This window comes from Ruegeria sp. BHSB064 (assembly GCF_059613205.1).
The window spans coordinates 1-15,357 of sequence record NZ_JBXWSB010000003.1 but is presented as its reverse complement, the minus strand read 5'-3'; the positions used below and the strand labels follow the sequence as shown (position 1 = coordinate 15,357).

Below are 15,357 nucleotides of genomic sequence, written 5' to 3'. Positions count from 1 at the left end.
CGCAGGGATTGGCCGCAGGCCAACTTATTGGGCATTGGGAAAAAACACCTGTTGTCCCTCCAGCCGGAAGGACGCAATGGCCTCCTGCCCGTCCGGCCCCGTCAGCCAGTCAATGAATCGCTGCCCAGAAGCGGCCCGCACATGCTGGTGCTTTTCCGGGTTCACAAGGATGACACCGTACTGATTGAACAAGCGCGGGTCGCCCTCGACCAATACTTCAAGATTGCCTTTGTTGCCAAAGGACAGCCACGTGGCCCGGTCTGTCAGAGTATAGGCATCCATTCCGCTGGCCACGCTCAGGGTTGCGCCCATGCCCGACCCGGTTTCGCGATACCACGTTCCCGAAGCGCCCGTAGGATCAACACCAGCATTCGACCAATGGCCCATCTCAGCCTTGTGCGTCCCACTGTCGTCTCCACGCGATGCAAAAGGGGCTTCGGCCTCTGCAATTGCGGTCAAAGCGGTCAGAATGTCGGTTTCGCCGCGAATTCCGGCCGGATCAGACTTCGGTCCCACCACAACAAAATCATTATACATCAGGTCTTTGCGCTCAACACCCCAACCATCGGCAACAAATTTCTCTTCCGCTGGCTTGGCATGTACAAGAAGAACATCACCGTCACCGTTGATTGCATTGCGGATGGCCTGACCAGTTCCCACCGCGACGACACGGACGTCTATGCCGGATTCAGCCTCGAACCACGGCAAAATATGCTCCAACAGTCCTGAGTTTTGCGTCGAGGTCGTCGATTGCACCACTATGAACGGTGTTTCCGCCGAAACCGATCCCGCCGTTAAGCCAAGTGCTACTACTGCTGCCCGAATAACTGCCCGGAACATCATATTCTCCGATTTTTCTTTTTAAGTAACCAACCCGCCTGCCAGATAGCGGCGCGATGCGTCGCTTTCCGGGGCGTCCAATACCTGTTTTGCAGCGCCATGCTCTACAACATGTCCACCCTGCATCATGACCACATCCGACGCCAACCGTCGCGCCTGCCCGATATCATGTGTCACCATCACGATCCGCACCCCACGCGCCGAGGCGCGCAGCACCATCCGCTCGATCATTTGCGTTGCAGCCGGATCAAGCGCGCTGGTGGGCTCGTCCAGAAACAACGTGTCGGGTTCCAACGCCAACGCACGCAGGACCGCAAGCCTTTGTGCCTCGCCCCCCGACAACGACCGCGCAGGTTGGCGCGCCTTTCCGTCAAGCCCGCCTTCGACCAGCAATTCAGCGATACGGGTCTTTCGGACCGCCCGCCCCAGGCCCTGACGTTTTAGAACAAAGTCCAGATTGCCAGAGACAGAACGGCGCAGCAAAACCGGGTGCTGGAACACCATAGCCTGACGCGCCTTTTGTGCAGCGCTCAGCAGTTGTCCATCCTGCACCACACGGCCATGGTCGGGTGCGATCAAACCATGCAGACAGCGCAGCAAAAGGCTTTTCCCCGCGCCGTTTGGGCCAAGAATTAGGGTTGGGCCCGGGCCATCCAGAACCAACGAAGGAACATCCAGCAACGCGCGTCCCTTGTTGCGGATCTGAAGGTCTTCAACCTCAATGCGGTTCACCATTTCGCAGATAACATCACGCATGGCGTAACCCCTCCTGCTCGGCCCGCAGGCTAACAGCGCTGACCATTGCATTCACGGCCACAGCAATCCCGATCAGGATTGCGCCCAATGCCAACGCAAGCGCCAGATTTCCTTTCGAGGTTTCCAGCGCGATGGTCGTTGTCATCACGCGTGTCACATGATTGATGTTGCCACCGACGATGATCACCGCTCCGACCTCGGCAATGGCGCGTCCAAACCCGGCAAGCAAAGCTGTGACCAAGGCCAGTCGTGCATCCCACAACAACACCGGAACGGATGCCAGTCGTGACACACCAAGGGATCGAAGCTGCTCGGAATATTCTTCAGCCAGCATCTCGATCACCTGTCGCGTCAAAGCGGCAACGATCGGAGTAACCAGAACCACCTGAGCGATGATCATCGCAGTTGGTGTATACAGAAGTTCCAGAACACCCAGAGGCCCTGAACGCGACAGCATAAGGTAAACCAGCAGCCCCACGACCACCGGCGGAAACCCCATCAGAGCATTCATCAAAACGATCAGAACCCGCCGTCCGGGAAACCGGGCCACGGCCAGGGCAGCCCCAACCGGCATACCGATCAGTGCTGAAATCAGTACCGCAAACATGGACACTTTCAGGGACAGAAGCACAATTGCCCAAAGCTCTGAGTCTCCTTGAAAGATCAGAGCGATGGCTGAACTGAATTCTGATGCAAATCCCTGCATTTTCTTCCTGGTGGCATGTATTTCGTATGAAATGCGTTCATTTACAGGTAAATACTACTCTGTTTTTCCGTCGAGTACAGACACAAATCCGGCACCTGAAACGAGAAACGCGGCCCCAGTTGGGACCGCGCCGAAAGTCTCGGACTGCAGGCTTGTGTTAGTTCAACGCTGCGTCGGTGATCTGATGCGTCCAGGCCCCGTCAGGCTGTTTGGTGATGACCGGATCCGATCCGCCCGCCAGCAGTGTATTTACGGTGCGTTCGAAATCCGCCGGGTCCAACGCGCCATTCGATCCGGCCGTCAGTTTCGCGATTTCACCCATCATACGCTGCTGATGTTCTTCGGTCTGTGCGCCGGTGGCGTCGTTTTCCAACACAATATCGGCCGCTTCATCCGGGTTTTCCTCGGCGTATTTCCAACCCTTCATCGAGGCACGAACAAAGCGTTCCATCTTGTCCACAAAGGCTGCGTCGCTCAGGTTTTCTTCCAGAACATACAGGCCATCTTCCAGTGTCGCGACGCCCTGATCTTCGTATTTGAACGTCACCAGTTCATCCGGGCTGACGCCAGCGTCAATCACCTGCCAGTATTCGTTATAGGTCATGGTGCTGATGCAATCGGCCTGACGCTGTAGCAGCGGGTCGACGTTGAAGCCCTGTTTCAGGACCTCGACACCGTTCTCGCTTTTGCCGCCGGTATCGATGCCCAAGCTGCTCATCCAGCTCATGAACGGGAACTCATTGCCAAAGAACCAAACACCCAGAGTGCGGTTCTTCAGATCTTCGGGCGAGGCGATCCCGGCATCTTTCCAGCAAGTCAGCATCATCCCCGAACTTTTGAACGGTTGGGCAATATTGACCAGCGGCAGGCCCTTTTCACGCGCGGCAAGCGCGGCTGGCATCCACTCGACTGTGACATCGGCCCCACCGCCGGCGATCACCTGAGTGGGCGCGATGTCAGGACCACCCGGCAGAATGGTGACATCCAGGCCCTCTTCCTCATAAAACCCCTTGTCCTTCGCCACATAGTAGCCTGCGAACTGCGCCTGTGTGACCCATTTGAGTTGCAAGGTCACCTCATCGGCGGCCAGCGCTGCACTGGCGGTCAGGCTAAAGGCGGCAACCGCCCCGCTGAGTAGCTTTTTCATCTTCAAGTCTCCTAGTTGCGTGTTTGCCCCGTTTTCGGGGTCTGTTGAATTTTATTATCCGCGTTGGGAAGGGTGCCAGAAGGTTACCACCTTTTCGAGCCCTGCCACGATGGAATAGAACACGGTTCCGGCCAATGCCGCCACCGCGATTTCTGCCCAGACGAGGTCAATCGACAAGCTGCCCACGCCGGTCGAGATTCTGAACCCCATACCGCGTGTAGGCGATCCGAAATACTCGGCCACGATAGCCCCGATGAGCGCCAGCGTCGTGGCGATCTTGAGGCCGTTGAATATAAAAGGCATCGCTGCTGGCAGGCGTAGTTTGATAAGTGTCTGAGTGTAGCTGGCCGCATAGGTGCGCATCAGGTCGCGCTGCATGGCATCTGCTTCGCGCAGGCCCTGCACGGTGTTCACAAGGATCGGGAAGAACACCATCACAACGACAACTGCCGCCTTGGATTGCCAATCGAACCCGAACCAGCTGACCAAAATGGGGGCGATGCCCACAATGGGCAGGGCGGCCACGAAATTGCCGATGGGCAACAACCCCCGGGTCAAGAAGACGGATCGGTCAATCAAGACGGCAGTCAGGAACGCGGCAACACTGCCGATGGCAAAACCGGTAAAGGCACCTTTGAACACGGTCTGCTTGAAGTCCTGCCACAGAATATCCGTTGAATTCGCAAAGGTTTGCGCCACCATCGAAGGCGGAGGCAGGATGACAGGCGAGACATTCAGGCCACGTACTGCCCCTTCCCACAAGATCAGCAGCGTTACACCAAACAATACGGGCACAAAGACACGCACACCTTTGGAGTCGCGATAGATCGAACGCGCCAACCAAGCATTCAGCGCCCAGGCTCCTGCCCAGAAGATCAGTGCAAAGATAAGCCAGCTCATACGCTCATCCCCATGCGTTTAAGTGTGACCCTTTGAAGAACATCCAGCAAAGTCACCAAGATGCCCGCCAGAATGGCCGCCGCAAACAACGCCGCCCAAATGGCCAGTGGTGTGCCAAACTGATCCCCGATCAGTATCCGGGCTCCCAGCCCCGAGATCGCACCTGTTGGCAGCTCACCCACAATTGTTCCAACCAGTGCTGCTGCTATGCCGACCTTCAGCGAGGTAAAGAGATACGGCACCGAAGATGGCAGGCGCAGCTTCAGAAACGCCTGCAGCCCGGTCGCGTTGTAGGTCTTGAGCAGATCGAGCTGCGACACAGCTGGAGACCGCAGACCTTTGACCATCCCAACCAGCACTGGGAAGTAGCACAGATAAGCCGAGATAATCGCCTTCGGCACGCCACGCCCTTCGATCCCCAACTGCGAGCTTAGCACAATGATCATGGGGGCCAGCGCCACGATTGGTACGGTCTGGCTGATGATCGCCCAGGGCATCAAGCTCATATCCACCACGCGGGAATACACGATCGCCACAGCCCCCAGAATGCCAACCGCCGTGCCCAGGACAAAGCCCCAGAGCGTGGATTGCAACGTGATCCACCCATGATAAATCAACGACCGTTTCGACATAGCCCGGCCCTTCATCACCATCTCGCCGGTTGTCTTCCACAACTCCTGCCCCACCTGCACCGGCGTTGGCAAGCGTGGGCGATCCAGATCATAGCCGCGCTGGATTTGCGACGGGTTTTGCGCCATCAGAACCCAGACCGAGACCTGCTGACGATCCCGAGAGGCTTCGGGAGTTACCGTTTCTCCGGCACGTTCTGCCTGATCCAGCGAAACACGGATGTTCATCGGTGCTACCGCCAAGTACCAAAGCAAGGCGATGGCAAGCAACACAGTCATGACAGATAAGAACTGCTTCATGCGTGCCACTCCATCCGAAAGACAGGCACGGTATCCGGAGGCACAGGAGGTTCTTCCGCAGTTACCTCAAACCCTTCGCGGCGGTAAAAGCGTTGTGCAGCGATGTTGGGTCTGTGCGTTGTAAGCCAGAGAAAATCTCTGCCCTCTTTTGCTTTGTCGACAAAGCGCTTGCCAATGCCTAGTCCTGTCCGACCACAATACAACGCTCCGATTTTATTGAGCGCGGGATCCACCGACATGTAGCAATCAACCGGATCACCAGCGACCCAGATTTCACGGTTGTCGAATGCATCACCGATCATGGTCGAGAGTTCTTCCACAGACAGTTCCTCGGGCATCCAATCTGTTTGCCTTGCCCAGTTGTGGACGACCGTGGCGCAGGCTGTCACGTCATCTGGCACAGCGCGCCGGATCTGATCTGTGTTCAACTCAGTCGTCATAAGAATGCCCTGCCCTCAAGCCATCGCGCACGCGGTGGGCAACTTCGATGAACTCCGGCGTATCACGAATGTCCAAGGGCCGTTCCTTGGGCAGCGGGCTGTCAATCACATCGGTGATCCGGCCCGGTCTTGGGCTCATCACTACGATTTTGGTGCTCAGGTATACGGCTTCAGGGATCGAGTGCGTCACGAACCCAATCGTCTTCTCGGTCCGCGCCCAAAGCGCCAAAAGCTGTTCGTTCAGGTGATCGCGTACGATCTCGTCCAAGGCGCCAAAAGGTTCATCCATCAGCAAAATATCGGCATCAAAGGCAAGGGCCCGTGCAATGCTGGCCCGCTGTTGCATACCGCCTGAAAGTTGCCAAGGGAACTTGCCACCAAACCCTTCAAGATCAACAAGTTTCAGAACGTTCTTAACCTGCTCTTCCTGCTCAGCCGCCGAATACCCCATGATCTCAAGCGGCAGCTTGATGTTCTTTGCAATGGTCCGCCAGGGATACAGACCCGCCGCCTGAAACACATACCCATAGGCCCGGTTCCGTCGCGCCTCATCCGGGGCCATCCCGTTCACCGTCAGCGTTCCACCCGTCGGGGTTTCCAACGCCGCGATACAGCGCAGAAATGTGGTCTTGCCACAGCCCGAAGGACCAATGAAGCTGACGAAATCGCCTTTGTCGATGGCCAGGTTCACATCCTTGAGCGCGTGAACGGGCCCATCGTTGGTCTGGAACGTCAGGTCCAGCTGCCTTGCCTCGATGACGGGCTGGGTCGTGCTTGCAGTATTCATTCTATTGCCTTGAAAAGAGTGGTGTCAGGGCTGCCCGCACAGCAGCCCACACTGATCAAACCCCGGTTGCCGGGATACCCGTCCGTTCGACCGGTCTTGGCGCAGTGAGTTCTTTCCAGGTACTCAGCGCCTTGTGTACATGCGTGTTCGCCTCACGCGCCACAAACTTCCCGTGCCCTTCCTGAGTTCTGATCTCGCCGTCATGCACCGCAACCGCGCCACGGGTCAGCGTGAACCGCGGCAACCCGCGCACTTCCTTGCCCTCAAATACGTTGTAGTCGATTGATGACTGCTGCGTCTCAGCCGAAATCACCTTGGCTTTATTTGGATCCCAAACCACCAGATCGGCATCAGCGCCGACCAGCACTGCACCTTTTTTAGGATAGCAGTTCAATATCTTGGCGATGTTTGTTGATGTAACAGCGACAAACTCGTTCGGTGTCAGGCGACCCGTATTCACACCATAGGTCCACAGCATGGGCATCCGGTCTTCTAACCCTCCGGTCCCGTTCGGGATCTTGGTGAAATCCCCAACGCCATAGCGCTTTTGCTCGGTGGTAAACGCACAATGATCCGTCGCCACAACACTCAGCGTTCCGGATTGCAGACCGTTCCACAGGCTGTCCTGATGCTGCTTGTTCCGGAACGGAGGACTCATGACCCGCCGGGCCGCATGCTCCCAGTCGTGATGGAAATACTCGCTCTCATCTAGTGTCAGATGCTGGATCAAGGGCTCGCCCCACACCCGCTTGCCCTGCATCTTGGCGCGTCGAATGGCTTCATGCGCCTCTTCGCAAGACGTATGCACCACATAAAGCGGAACGCCCGCCATGTCTGCAATCATGATGGCCCGATTGGTCGCCTCACCTTCAACCTGCGGCGGACGGGAATAAGCATGGGCTTCGGGCCCTGTATTGCCCTCAGCCAGCAGCTTGGCGCTCAACTCTGCCACGACGTCGCCGTTTTCGGCATGAACCATTGCGGTTCCACCCAATTCGGCCAGACGTTTGAACGACGCAAACAGCTCATCATCATTCACCATCAGCGCGCCTTTATAGGCCATGAAATGCTTGAACGTATTGATGCCGCGTGTCTCGATGACAGTCTTGATGTCGTCAAACACCTGCTCACCCCACCACGTGACCGCCATGTGGAACGAATAGTCACAATTGGCCCGCGTCGACTTGTTGTCCCAGCGCTTCAACGCGTCCAACAGACTTTCCCCCGGATTGGGCAGCGCAAAATCCACAACCATCGTAGTACCACCGGCCAAAGCCGCGCGCGTGCCGCTTTCGAAATCGTCGCTGGAGTACGTGCCCATAAAGGGCATCTCCAAGTGAGTATGAGGATCGATCCCGCCCGGCATGACATAACAGCCGGTGGCGTCCAGCTCCTTGTCGCCCTTCAGATCCATTCCGATTTCAGTGATCACGCCACCTTCGACCAGCACGTCTGCTTTGTACGACAAATCTGCAGTGACGACGGTTCCGTTCTTGATAACAGTGCTCATTTCAAACTCCCTGATGCGGTCTGCGCCGCTTGCTTCATCTGGCTATAAATACCTCGGGGGAGTCGCCCATCGGGCGACGGGGGCAGAGCCCCCTATTCCACGATCTCAGCCGTCTCGACGACCGCATGCAACAGAACATCCGCCCCGGCTGCCGCCCAGTCCTTGCTGATTTCTTCAGCCTCGTTGTGGCTCAATCCATCCACGCATGGACACATGATCATCGCCGTCGGTGCCACACGGTTGATCCAACAGGCATCATGCCCCGCGCCCGAAATGATATCCGTATGAGAATACCCCAACCGCTCGGCCGCGTTGCGTACGGCAGACACACAGCCATCATCGAATTTCACCGGATCGAACCCGCCGACTTTTTCGAATTCGATCTGCAGGCCCATGTCTTCAACGATATCCTCAGCCACCACCTTCAGGCGGTTTTCCATATCAGTAATGACGTCCAGTTCGGGCGAGCGGAAATCGACCGTGAATACCACCTTGCCCGGGATCACATTGCGTGAGTTCGGATACACATCGATATGCCCAGCAGCTCCCACCGCATGAGGCGCATGTGACCAGGCAATCTCGTCCACTTTCTCCAGAATACGCGCCATCGCCAAACCAGCATTCTTTCGCATCGGCATCGGGGTTGATCCGGTGTGGGCATCCTTGCCGGTCACGGTAATCTGTGTCCAGCTCAGCCCCTGCCCGTGTGTGACAACGCCAATATCCTTACCTTCAGCCTCCAATATCGGGCCCTGTTCGATATGCAGCTCAAAGAACGCGTGCATTTTCCGTGCGCCAACTTCTTCATCGCCACGCCAGCCGATGCGGTTCAGTTCATCCCCGAACTTCTTGCCCTCGGTATCCTCGCGCTCATACGCCCAATCCTGCGTGTGCATTCCCGCGAACACCCCCGAAGACAGCATGGCGGGCGCATATCGCGTGCCCTCTTCATTGGTCCAGTTGGTCGCCACGATCGGGTGCTTTGTTTTGATCCCAAGATCGTTGAGGGTCCGGATGATTTCCAGCCCCCCCAGAACACCCAGAACACCATCATACTTCCCGCCCGTCGGCTGCGTATCCAGATGCGAACCGACATAGACCGGCAGTGCGTCAGGATCCGTCCCTTCGCGGTGGGCGAACATGTTTCCCATCTGGTCCAAGCCCATGGAACAGCCAGCTTCCTCGCACCATTTCTGGAACAGCGCGCGGCCTTCTGCGTCCTCGTCGGTCAGGGTTTGCCGGTTGTTGCCACCGGCCACACCGGGGCCGATCTTGGCCATCTCCATCAGGCTGTCCCACAACCTGTCGCCATTGATCCTGAGATTCTGCGCCGGAGCTGCCATGTTCATCTTCCCTGTTTGCATGCGATTTAGCTCGCTTTTGGTGTCTTGATTTGACCATCTGGTCAAACTCACGCTATCACGGGTTCGAGATCAGTCAAGAAATTGCGCGGCACAGCTTGAATTTTCACTGAATTCCGCGCCTATAGTCGAAAAAAGAGACACGCTGAAAACATGCCGAAAGACCGCGCACCGACTCGCATTCAGAAAAAGAACCGTGCTGCGATCCTCGAGGCCGCCCTGAACGTGTTTTCAGCCCACGGGTTTCGTGGATCGACCGTGGATCAGATTGCCGCCGAGGCCGGACTGAGCAAACCAAACCTGCTGTACTATTTCCCGTCGAAAGAGGCGATTCACACCGAACTGCTGTCCGGCCTTCTGGAAACCTGGCTGGCCCCCTTGCACGATCTGGACGAGGATGGCGATCCGATGGAGGAAATCCTGGCCTACATTCGCCGCAAGTTGCAAATGAGTCAGGAGTTACCACGCGAAAGCCGCCTTTTTGCCAATGAACTGGTGCAAGGCGCGCCGCGTATCCACGAAGCTTTGTCCAAGGATCTGAAAGAACTGGTCGACGAAAAAACCGTGATCCTGACGCGCTGGATGGATCAGGGTAAAATTGCGCGGCTGCACCCCTATCACCTGATGTTTTCGATCTGGGCGCTGACGCAGCATTACGCCGATTTCGACGTCCAGGTGCGTGCCATTTTGGGCCAAGAGGATCCGTTTGAAGGGGCTGCCCCCTTTGTGGACACCCTGTATCGAAAGCTTCTGACCCCTTGAAAAAGGGGCCGCAAAACGGCCCCTTGATGATCTTCAATACCCGGTTCATTCGGCCGCTTTGGCCATCGGGTTATTCGGATGCGTGGTCCAGTTCGCATAGGTCGGCTGCACCTCTTTACCCGTCCGGGGATCAACCTCGCCCGGTGCCATGGGCACCATCGAGATACAGTCTTCAACCGGGCAAACATCAACGCAGAGATTGCACGCCACGCATTCCTCGTCGATCACTTCGAACACGCGGTCGTCAGACATCGAAATCGCCTGGTGGCTGGTGTCTTCACACGCCGCATAGCAGCGGCCACATTTGATGCACTGGTCCTGATCGATCTTTGCCTTGGCGATGTAGTTCAGGTTCAGATACTGCCAGTCGGTGACGTTGGGCACGGCACGACCGATCACCTCGTCAATGCTGGTGTATCCTTTCTCATCCATCCATTCGGACAGACCGGCAGTCAACTCGTCGATAATCTTGAATCCATAGGTCATTGCAGCGGTGCAAACCTGTACAGTACCACAACCCAAAGAGATGAACTCAGCCGCATCGCGCCATGTGGTGACGCCGCCTATGCCGGAAATCGGCAGGCCATGCGTGGCCTCGGCCCGCGCGATCTCGGACACCATCGACAGGGCAATCGGCTTAACCGCAGGGCCACAATAGCCACCATGGCTGCCTTTGCCGTCGATTGAGGGTTCGGGGCTGAACGTATCCAGATTGACGCTTGTGATCGAGTTGATTGTGTTGATCAGCGAGACCGCATCCGCGCCACCGTTCTTAGCCGCAGCTGCAGGTTTGCGGATATCGGTGATGTTGGGCGTCAATTTCACGATGACCGGGCGGTCGTAGTACTGCTTACACCACCGCGTCACCATTTCGATGTATTCCGGCACCTGCCCAACGGCCGAGCCCATGCCGCGCTCGCTCATCCCGTGTGGGCAGCCGAAGTTCAGTTCGATCCCATCTGCGCCAGTTTCGGCAACGCGCGGCAGGATGGCCTTCCAAGCCGCTTCCTCGCACGGCACCATGATCGAAGCGATCAGAGCGCGATCCGGGTAATCCGCTTTGACCCGCGCCATTTCCTCGAGGTTCACTTCCAGTGGCCGGTCCGTGATCAACTCGATATTGTTCAGGCCAAGCAACCGCCGATCCGCGCCATATATCGCGCCATATCGCGGGCCGTTCACGTTCACCACCGGAGGGCCCTCGGATCCCAGCGTTTTCCAGACCACACCGCCCCACCCGGCCTCAAACGCGCGGCGGACGTTGTATTCCTTGTCAGTGGGTGGCGCAGAGGCCAGCCAATAGGGATTGGGGCTGGAAATGCCCAGAAAGTTTGTCGTCAGATCGGCCATGGCTTCTCCCTTCCCGGCTCAGCCGGATTTCTTGAATATCATTTCAGTCGGGCGAATGCGCCCGGCCTTTAGGTTTGTGACGTAGTTTTGGAATTTCTCGGGCGCCGTCTCGCCCATCATCAGGTGAATCCCCAACGGCGCGGGGCCGCTCTCAGCGATCTTGGCAAAGACATCTTTGAAGAACTGGATCGCAAAATCGGTGCGGTCCGTTTCGGTCTCAAGCTCCAGCCCTGCCGCTGCCGCGGCATCTTTGTACACATCCGGTGCGTGCACGAACGAAGTCTCCGGCAAAGTGGACCATGGAAGAGGGAACGCCAAAGGCTCATCCACGTCTCCGCCCATGACATCGAACAGGGCAAAGGTTCCGCCCGTGGCCAGCGCCCGCGACACTTCCGCAAACAGTCCGGCTTTGTCTTCAATGTTCATGCCCACATGCATCATGACCGCAAGGTCAAATCCCGCATCCGGCACGGGCATGTCCAAAGCACTGCCCACATGAAAGGTGGCCTTTTCCGAATGCCCGACCAGATCGCTTAACGCGGTGGCTGTTTCCACAAATTCAGGCGTCAGATCGACCCCGGTTACCGACGAGTCATAACGATCCACGATATAGCGCGAGGTGCCGCCTATACCGCACCCCACATCCAGAACGCGGGTTGCATGGGTCGGCGAAAGTTGCGCAAACAGGTTGTCGGTTGCCAAAACGCCGCCGGTGTGGAACTCGTCCCCAGCTTTCAGATCGGCAACTGTGGCCGCGTCCGGGTCAATGCCACTGGCCTCAAGCGCCGCGCGGACGCGTTCGGTCAGGGCACCGGTGGTATAGTGTTGAGCTACAGCTTGTTCGATCTGGGACATGGGAATACCTCAGCAGCGAAAGGAATGGGGTGAATACCCCACCCTATCACGAAACGAGCGTCGCGTGGATGTCCATCGCCGCATCCCGGCCTTCGGCTACTGCGGTTACGGTCAGGTCTTCACCGCCTGCCGCGCAGTCTCCACCAGCCCAGACACCCGACATTGAGGTGCGCCCGGTCCCGGTGACAGCAATCTTATTGCCGTCAAGCGAAAGCCCTTCGGGTGCGCCATCCAGCGTCTGACCGATGGCTTTGAGCACCTGATCTGCTGGTAAACGGATCGTCTCTCCGGTGCCCGTAAGCTGACCGTTCTGGCTGGAGGTATATTCCAGTTCGATCTCGGCAGCAGTTCCGTTTCCATGCACAGCCACCGGCTGCACATTGGTCAGAATCCGAACGCCGTGCGAGGCCGCAAGGTCCTGTTCATAGCGGCTTGCCCCCATGGCGTCGCGGCCGCGACGGTACGCAATTGTGACATGTTCAGCGCCAAGCAGCTTGGATTTCACAGCAGCATCCACAGCCGTCATGCCGCCGCCAATGACGACGACGTTCCGCCCAACAGGCAGGTCAGAAAGATCGCTGACCTGCCGCACGTCCGAGATGAAATCGACAGCGGCGCGCACGCCATCCTTATCGACACCGCCTGCGCGCAGAGCATTCACCCCAGCCAGGCCGATGGACAGGAATACGGCGTCGTAATTTTCAAGAAGGCCATCCAGTGAGATGCCGTCGCCCAGCACCGACCCGGTCTCGATCGCGATCCCGCCGATTTTCAGCAGCCAGTCTACCTCGGCCTGTGCAAAATCGTTGGTCGATTTATAAGCGGCGATCCCATATTCGTTCAGGCCGCCCGGCTTGGGCTTGCTTTCATGGATCACAACGTCATGGCCCAGCATGGCCAGACGGTGTGCGCAGGCCAGACCGGCAGGCCCTGCCCCAACAACAGCAACAGTCTTACCCGTCGGCGCCGCCCGTTCGAACGGATGCGTCCCCGACGCCATGATGTTGTCCGTCGCAAAACGTTGAAGACGACCAATCTCAACCGGCTTACCTTCGGCAGCTTCGCGCACACAGGCTTCTTCGCAAAGGGTTTCGGTCGGACAGACCCGAGCGCACATGCCGCCCAGAATATTCTGTTCCAGAATGGTCCGCCCTGCCGATTGTGGCTGTCCGGCCTGTATCTGGCGTATGAACAGCGGAATATCGATATCCGTCGGACACGCGGTCACGCATGGTGCGTCATAGCAGAAATAGCAACGGTCTGCAGCAACGGCGGCCTCATGCGGGGCCAGTGGCGGATGCAGATCGGTGAAATTCGAGGTCAGCTCATCGCTGGAAAGCCGCCCAGCAACGATGCCGGGTGCCATCTGGCCCTGTGCCATCACTCTACTCCCTGTAGATATGTTTGTTATGACCTCAGCTTGCCACAAAAAAATATTTTATCAATTGGTAAAATTTATCAAATGGTCAAAAAATTGAAAAACCGGGCCAAAAGACTCGGTTTCGTCTGGTTTTGCGTAATTTTGAGGCGAAAAACCTTAGATCATTTTGCCAAGATGGCCGGATTTGACCCAAACCCGTGCGCCATCCGGCCCTGCAATCGCCTGCGTGCGCGTACCCGGCGGCAGGCGCAACCAGTCCCATTTGGCAAAGTTTTCGCCGTTCTCGGAAAAGCCACCGGCGATGACAAAGACCTCCATCCCCTCGCCTGCATCCAGTTCAATCTTGTCCCCGGCAGCCCAGCTTTGCACGTGAACATCTTCATGATCGTCTTTGAACAGATGCAGATCAGCCTCACCGTTCACAGACTTGTGCACCTCGGTCCGATCTTGTGGATCGAATTGGTGGAGCTTGACCAGAATGGTCGCCCCTTCGGCTGCCGACGGGGTATGAGACGACGTTGGCGGATTGCGCACGTAGCTTCCAACTGGAAAATCCCCTGTTTCATCCTGAAAGACACCGTCAAGAACCAGATATTCCTCTCCACCATCATGCGTATGTGCAGAAAACGCACTGCCGGGTGCAAAGCGGACGATTGTTGTGGCGCGGGCAACCTCGTCGCCGATGCGATCCAGCATTTTCCGCTCGACCCCTGCGGCCGGGGACGCAACCCAGTCTGTTTCGTCGAAATGAACCGCAACCCGTTTCGTGAAATCCGCGTTGATCCGCATGTTCGCCCCTTTCATCTAACGACCGTGATAGAAATGGGATCTTATGCCGGAATTGCAAATTTTCGGCTTTTGACGGCTCGGGTCAGGTGTTGTACTCCGGGACGAAGGGTGCAGGGTCGTGTACCCATCGGGAACAGGCGCAGATGCAGGCAAATCCACAGAAATTCAACATCGCGGTGGTCGGGCAAAACAATCGCCTGCAATACGAGGCCCTGCTGTTTGCCGCATCATTGCGTCACAGCTCACCTCAATTTGAAGGCAAGCTGTTTGTGGCCACGCCCAACCCGGGGCCGCGTTGGAGTCAAAACCCCAGCATTCAGGACGAAGATGTTCTAAAGGCGTTGCAACAACTGAACGTCGAAATCCTACCTTTCGACTCGCATGTCTTTGGTGAAAGCTATCCCTACGGCAACAAGATCGAGGCCCTGCTGGCATTGCCAGAGGACGAACCCTTTGTGTTCTTTGACACCGACACACTGATCACCGGAGACATCGCACGCGTACCTTTTGATTTCGACCGCCCCGGCGCGTCGCTGAAGGTTGAAGGCACTTGGCCAAAGCCAACGCTTTACGGCCCCGGTTTTGATGGCATATGGCGCGCGCTGTATCAGCGGTTCGGGTTGGATTTCGAAAGCTCGCTGGACACCAGCCAACCGCATGATTATTGGCGGCGATATCTGTATTTCAACGCAGGCTATTTCTTTTACAAATGCCCCAGGGTTTTTGGCGAACGCTATCTGGACTATGCCAGAACGATCCGAGACGCACACATTCCCGAACTGACAGGTCAGAACCTTGATCCGTGGCTGGATCAAGCCGCCCTTCCGCTTGTGGTACATTCGTT

At 57.1% G+C, this 15,357-nt stretch carries 16 protein-coding genes; 2 read left to right on the top strand and 14 right to left on the bottom strand.

The annotated features are described in order from the left end of the window. Nucleotides 1-24: 24 nt before the first annotated feature. The 10 genes from AC2FNU_RS01145 to AC2FNU_RS01100 all read right to left on the bottom strand — a co-directional run bounded on the left by AC2FNU_RS01145 (nucleotide 25) and on the right by AC2FNU_RS01100 (nucleotide 9,358). A complete protein-coding gene (locus tag AC2FNU_RS01145; RefSeq protein ID WP_496784328.1) occupies nucleotides 25-840 on the bottom strand; it encodes an ABC transporter substrate-binding protein in 816 nt (271 codons plus the stop codon). A gap of 21 nt (nucleotides 841-861) precedes the next feature. After that, nucleotides 862-1,596 carry an ATP-binding cassette domain-containing protein gene (locus tag AC2FNU_RS01140; RefSeq protein WP_496784327.1) on the bottom strand — a complete coding sequence of 245 codons (735 nt, stop codon included), beginning with the start codon at nucleotides 1,594-1,596 and terminating at the stop codon, nucleotides 862-864. Then, entirely contained in the window at nucleotides 1,589-2,302 is a 714-nt protein-coding gene (locus tag AC2FNU_RS01135) for an ABC transporter permease (protein WP_171182801.1), read from the bottom strand. Before AC2FNU_RS01135 ends, AC2FNU_RS01140 begins: the two co-directional genes overlap by 8 nt. A 157-nt stretch (nucleotides 2,303-2,459) precedes the next feature. Then, complete coding sequence (locus AC2FNU_RS01130; protein ID WP_496784326.1) at nucleotides 2,460-3,449, bottom strand: ABC transporter substrate-binding protein; 990 nt, start codon at nucleotides 3,447-3,449, stop codon at nucleotides 2,460-2,462. Between the two features lie 54 nt (nucleotides 3,450-3,503). Further along, on the bottom strand, nucleotides 3,504-4,349 hold the full coding sequence (locus AC2FNU_RS01125; protein ID WP_496784325.1) for an ABC transporter permease: 846 nt from the start codon (nucleotides 4,347-4,349) through the stop codon (nucleotides 3,504-3,506). After that, nucleotides 4,346-5,278, bottom strand: coding sequence for an ABC transporter permease (locus tag AC2FNU_RS01120; protein ID WP_496784324.1), 933 nt, complete (start codon nucleotides 5,276-5,278; stop codon nucleotides 4,346-4,348). Before AC2FNU_RS01120 ends, AC2FNU_RS01125 begins: the two co-directional genes overlap by 4 nt. Then, nucleotides 5,275-5,718 (bottom strand): GNAT family N-acetyltransferase, encoded by a 444-nt coding sequence (locus AC2FNU_RS01115; protein WP_496784323.1) that lies wholly within the window; start codon nucleotides 5,716-5,718, stop codon nucleotides 5,275-5,277. The genes AC2FNU_RS01120 and AC2FNU_RS01115 overlap by 4 nt, the downstream gene beginning before the upstream one ends. Next, on the bottom strand, nucleotides 5,708-6,505 hold the full coding sequence (locus AC2FNU_RS01110) for an ABC transporter ATP-binding protein (protein WP_496784322.1): 798 nt from the start codon (nucleotides 6,503-6,505) through the stop codon (nucleotides 5,708-5,710). Before AC2FNU_RS01110 ends, AC2FNU_RS01115 begins: the two co-directional genes overlap by 11 nt. A gap of 55 nt (nucleotides 6,506-6,560) precedes the next feature. Then, the gene (gene hydA, locus AC2FNU_RS01105; RefSeq protein WP_496784321.1) at nucleotides 6,561-8,015 is read right to left on the bottom strand and encodes a dihydropyrimidinase; all 1,455 of its coding nucleotides are present in this window, start codon (nucleotides 8,013-8,015) and stop codon (nucleotides 6,561-6,563) included. A 92-nt stretch (nucleotides 8,016-8,107) separates the two neighbouring features. After that, nucleotides 8,108-9,358, bottom strand: a complete 1,251-nt coding sequence (locus tag AC2FNU_RS01100) for a Zn-dependent hydrolase (RefSeq protein WP_496784385.1) — start codon at nucleotides 9,356-9,358, stop codon at nucleotides 8,108-8,110. 171 nt (nucleotides 9,359-9,529) lie between these two features. On the opposite strand from AC2FNU_RS01100, the gene AC2FNU_RS01095 reads away from it, so the two are divergent. Further along, on the top strand, nucleotides 9,530-10,138 hold the full coding sequence (locus AC2FNU_RS01095) for a TetR family transcriptional regulator C-terminal domain-containing protein (protein ID WP_496784320.1): 609 nt from the start codon (nucleotides 9,530-9,532) through the stop codon (nucleotides 10,136-10,138). Nucleotides 10,139-10,183: 45 nt separating this feature from the next. Here the strand turns inward: AC2FNU_RS01095 and preA are convergent, their stop codons facing one another. The 4 genes from preA to AC2FNU_RS01075 all read right to left on the bottom strand — a co-directional run bounded on the left by preA (nucleotide 10,184) and on the right by AC2FNU_RS01075 (nucleotide 14,513). Then, on the bottom strand, nucleotides 10,184-11,488 hold the full coding sequence (preA, locus tag AC2FNU_RS01090; RefSeq protein WP_496784319.1) for an NAD-dependent dihydropyrimidine dehydrogenase subunit PreA: 1,305 nt from the start codon (nucleotides 11,486-11,488) through the stop codon (nucleotides 10,184-10,186). An 18-nt stretch (nucleotides 11,489-11,506) separates the two neighbouring features. Beyond that, nucleotides 11,507-12,343, bottom strand: a complete 837-nt coding sequence (locus AC2FNU_RS01085) for a methyltransferase domain-containing protein (protein ID WP_496784318.1) — start codon at nucleotides 12,341-12,343, stop codon at nucleotides 11,507-11,509. Nucleotides 12,344-12,389: 46 nt separating this feature from the next. Next, complete coding sequence (locus tag AC2FNU_RS01080) at nucleotides 12,390-13,724, bottom strand: NAD(P)-dependent oxidoreductase (RefSeq protein WP_496784317.1); 1,335 nt, start codon at nucleotides 13,722-13,724, stop codon at nucleotides 12,390-12,392. A 156-nt stretch (nucleotides 13,725-13,880) separates the two neighbouring features. Beyond that, the gene (locus tag AC2FNU_RS01075; protein ID WP_496784316.1) at nucleotides 13,881-14,513 is read right to left on the bottom strand and encodes a cupin domain-containing protein; all 633 of its coding nucleotides are present in this window, start codon (nucleotides 14,511-14,513) and stop codon (nucleotides 13,881-13,883) included. Between the two features lie 143 nt (nucleotides 14,514-14,656). On the opposite strand from AC2FNU_RS01075, the gene AC2FNU_RS01070 reads away from it, so the two are divergent. After that, on the top strand, nucleotides 14,657-15,357 hold a 701-nt coding region (locus AC2FNU_RS01070; protein ID WP_496784315.1), incomplete at its 3' end, for a GT-B fold glycosyltransferase domain-containing protein.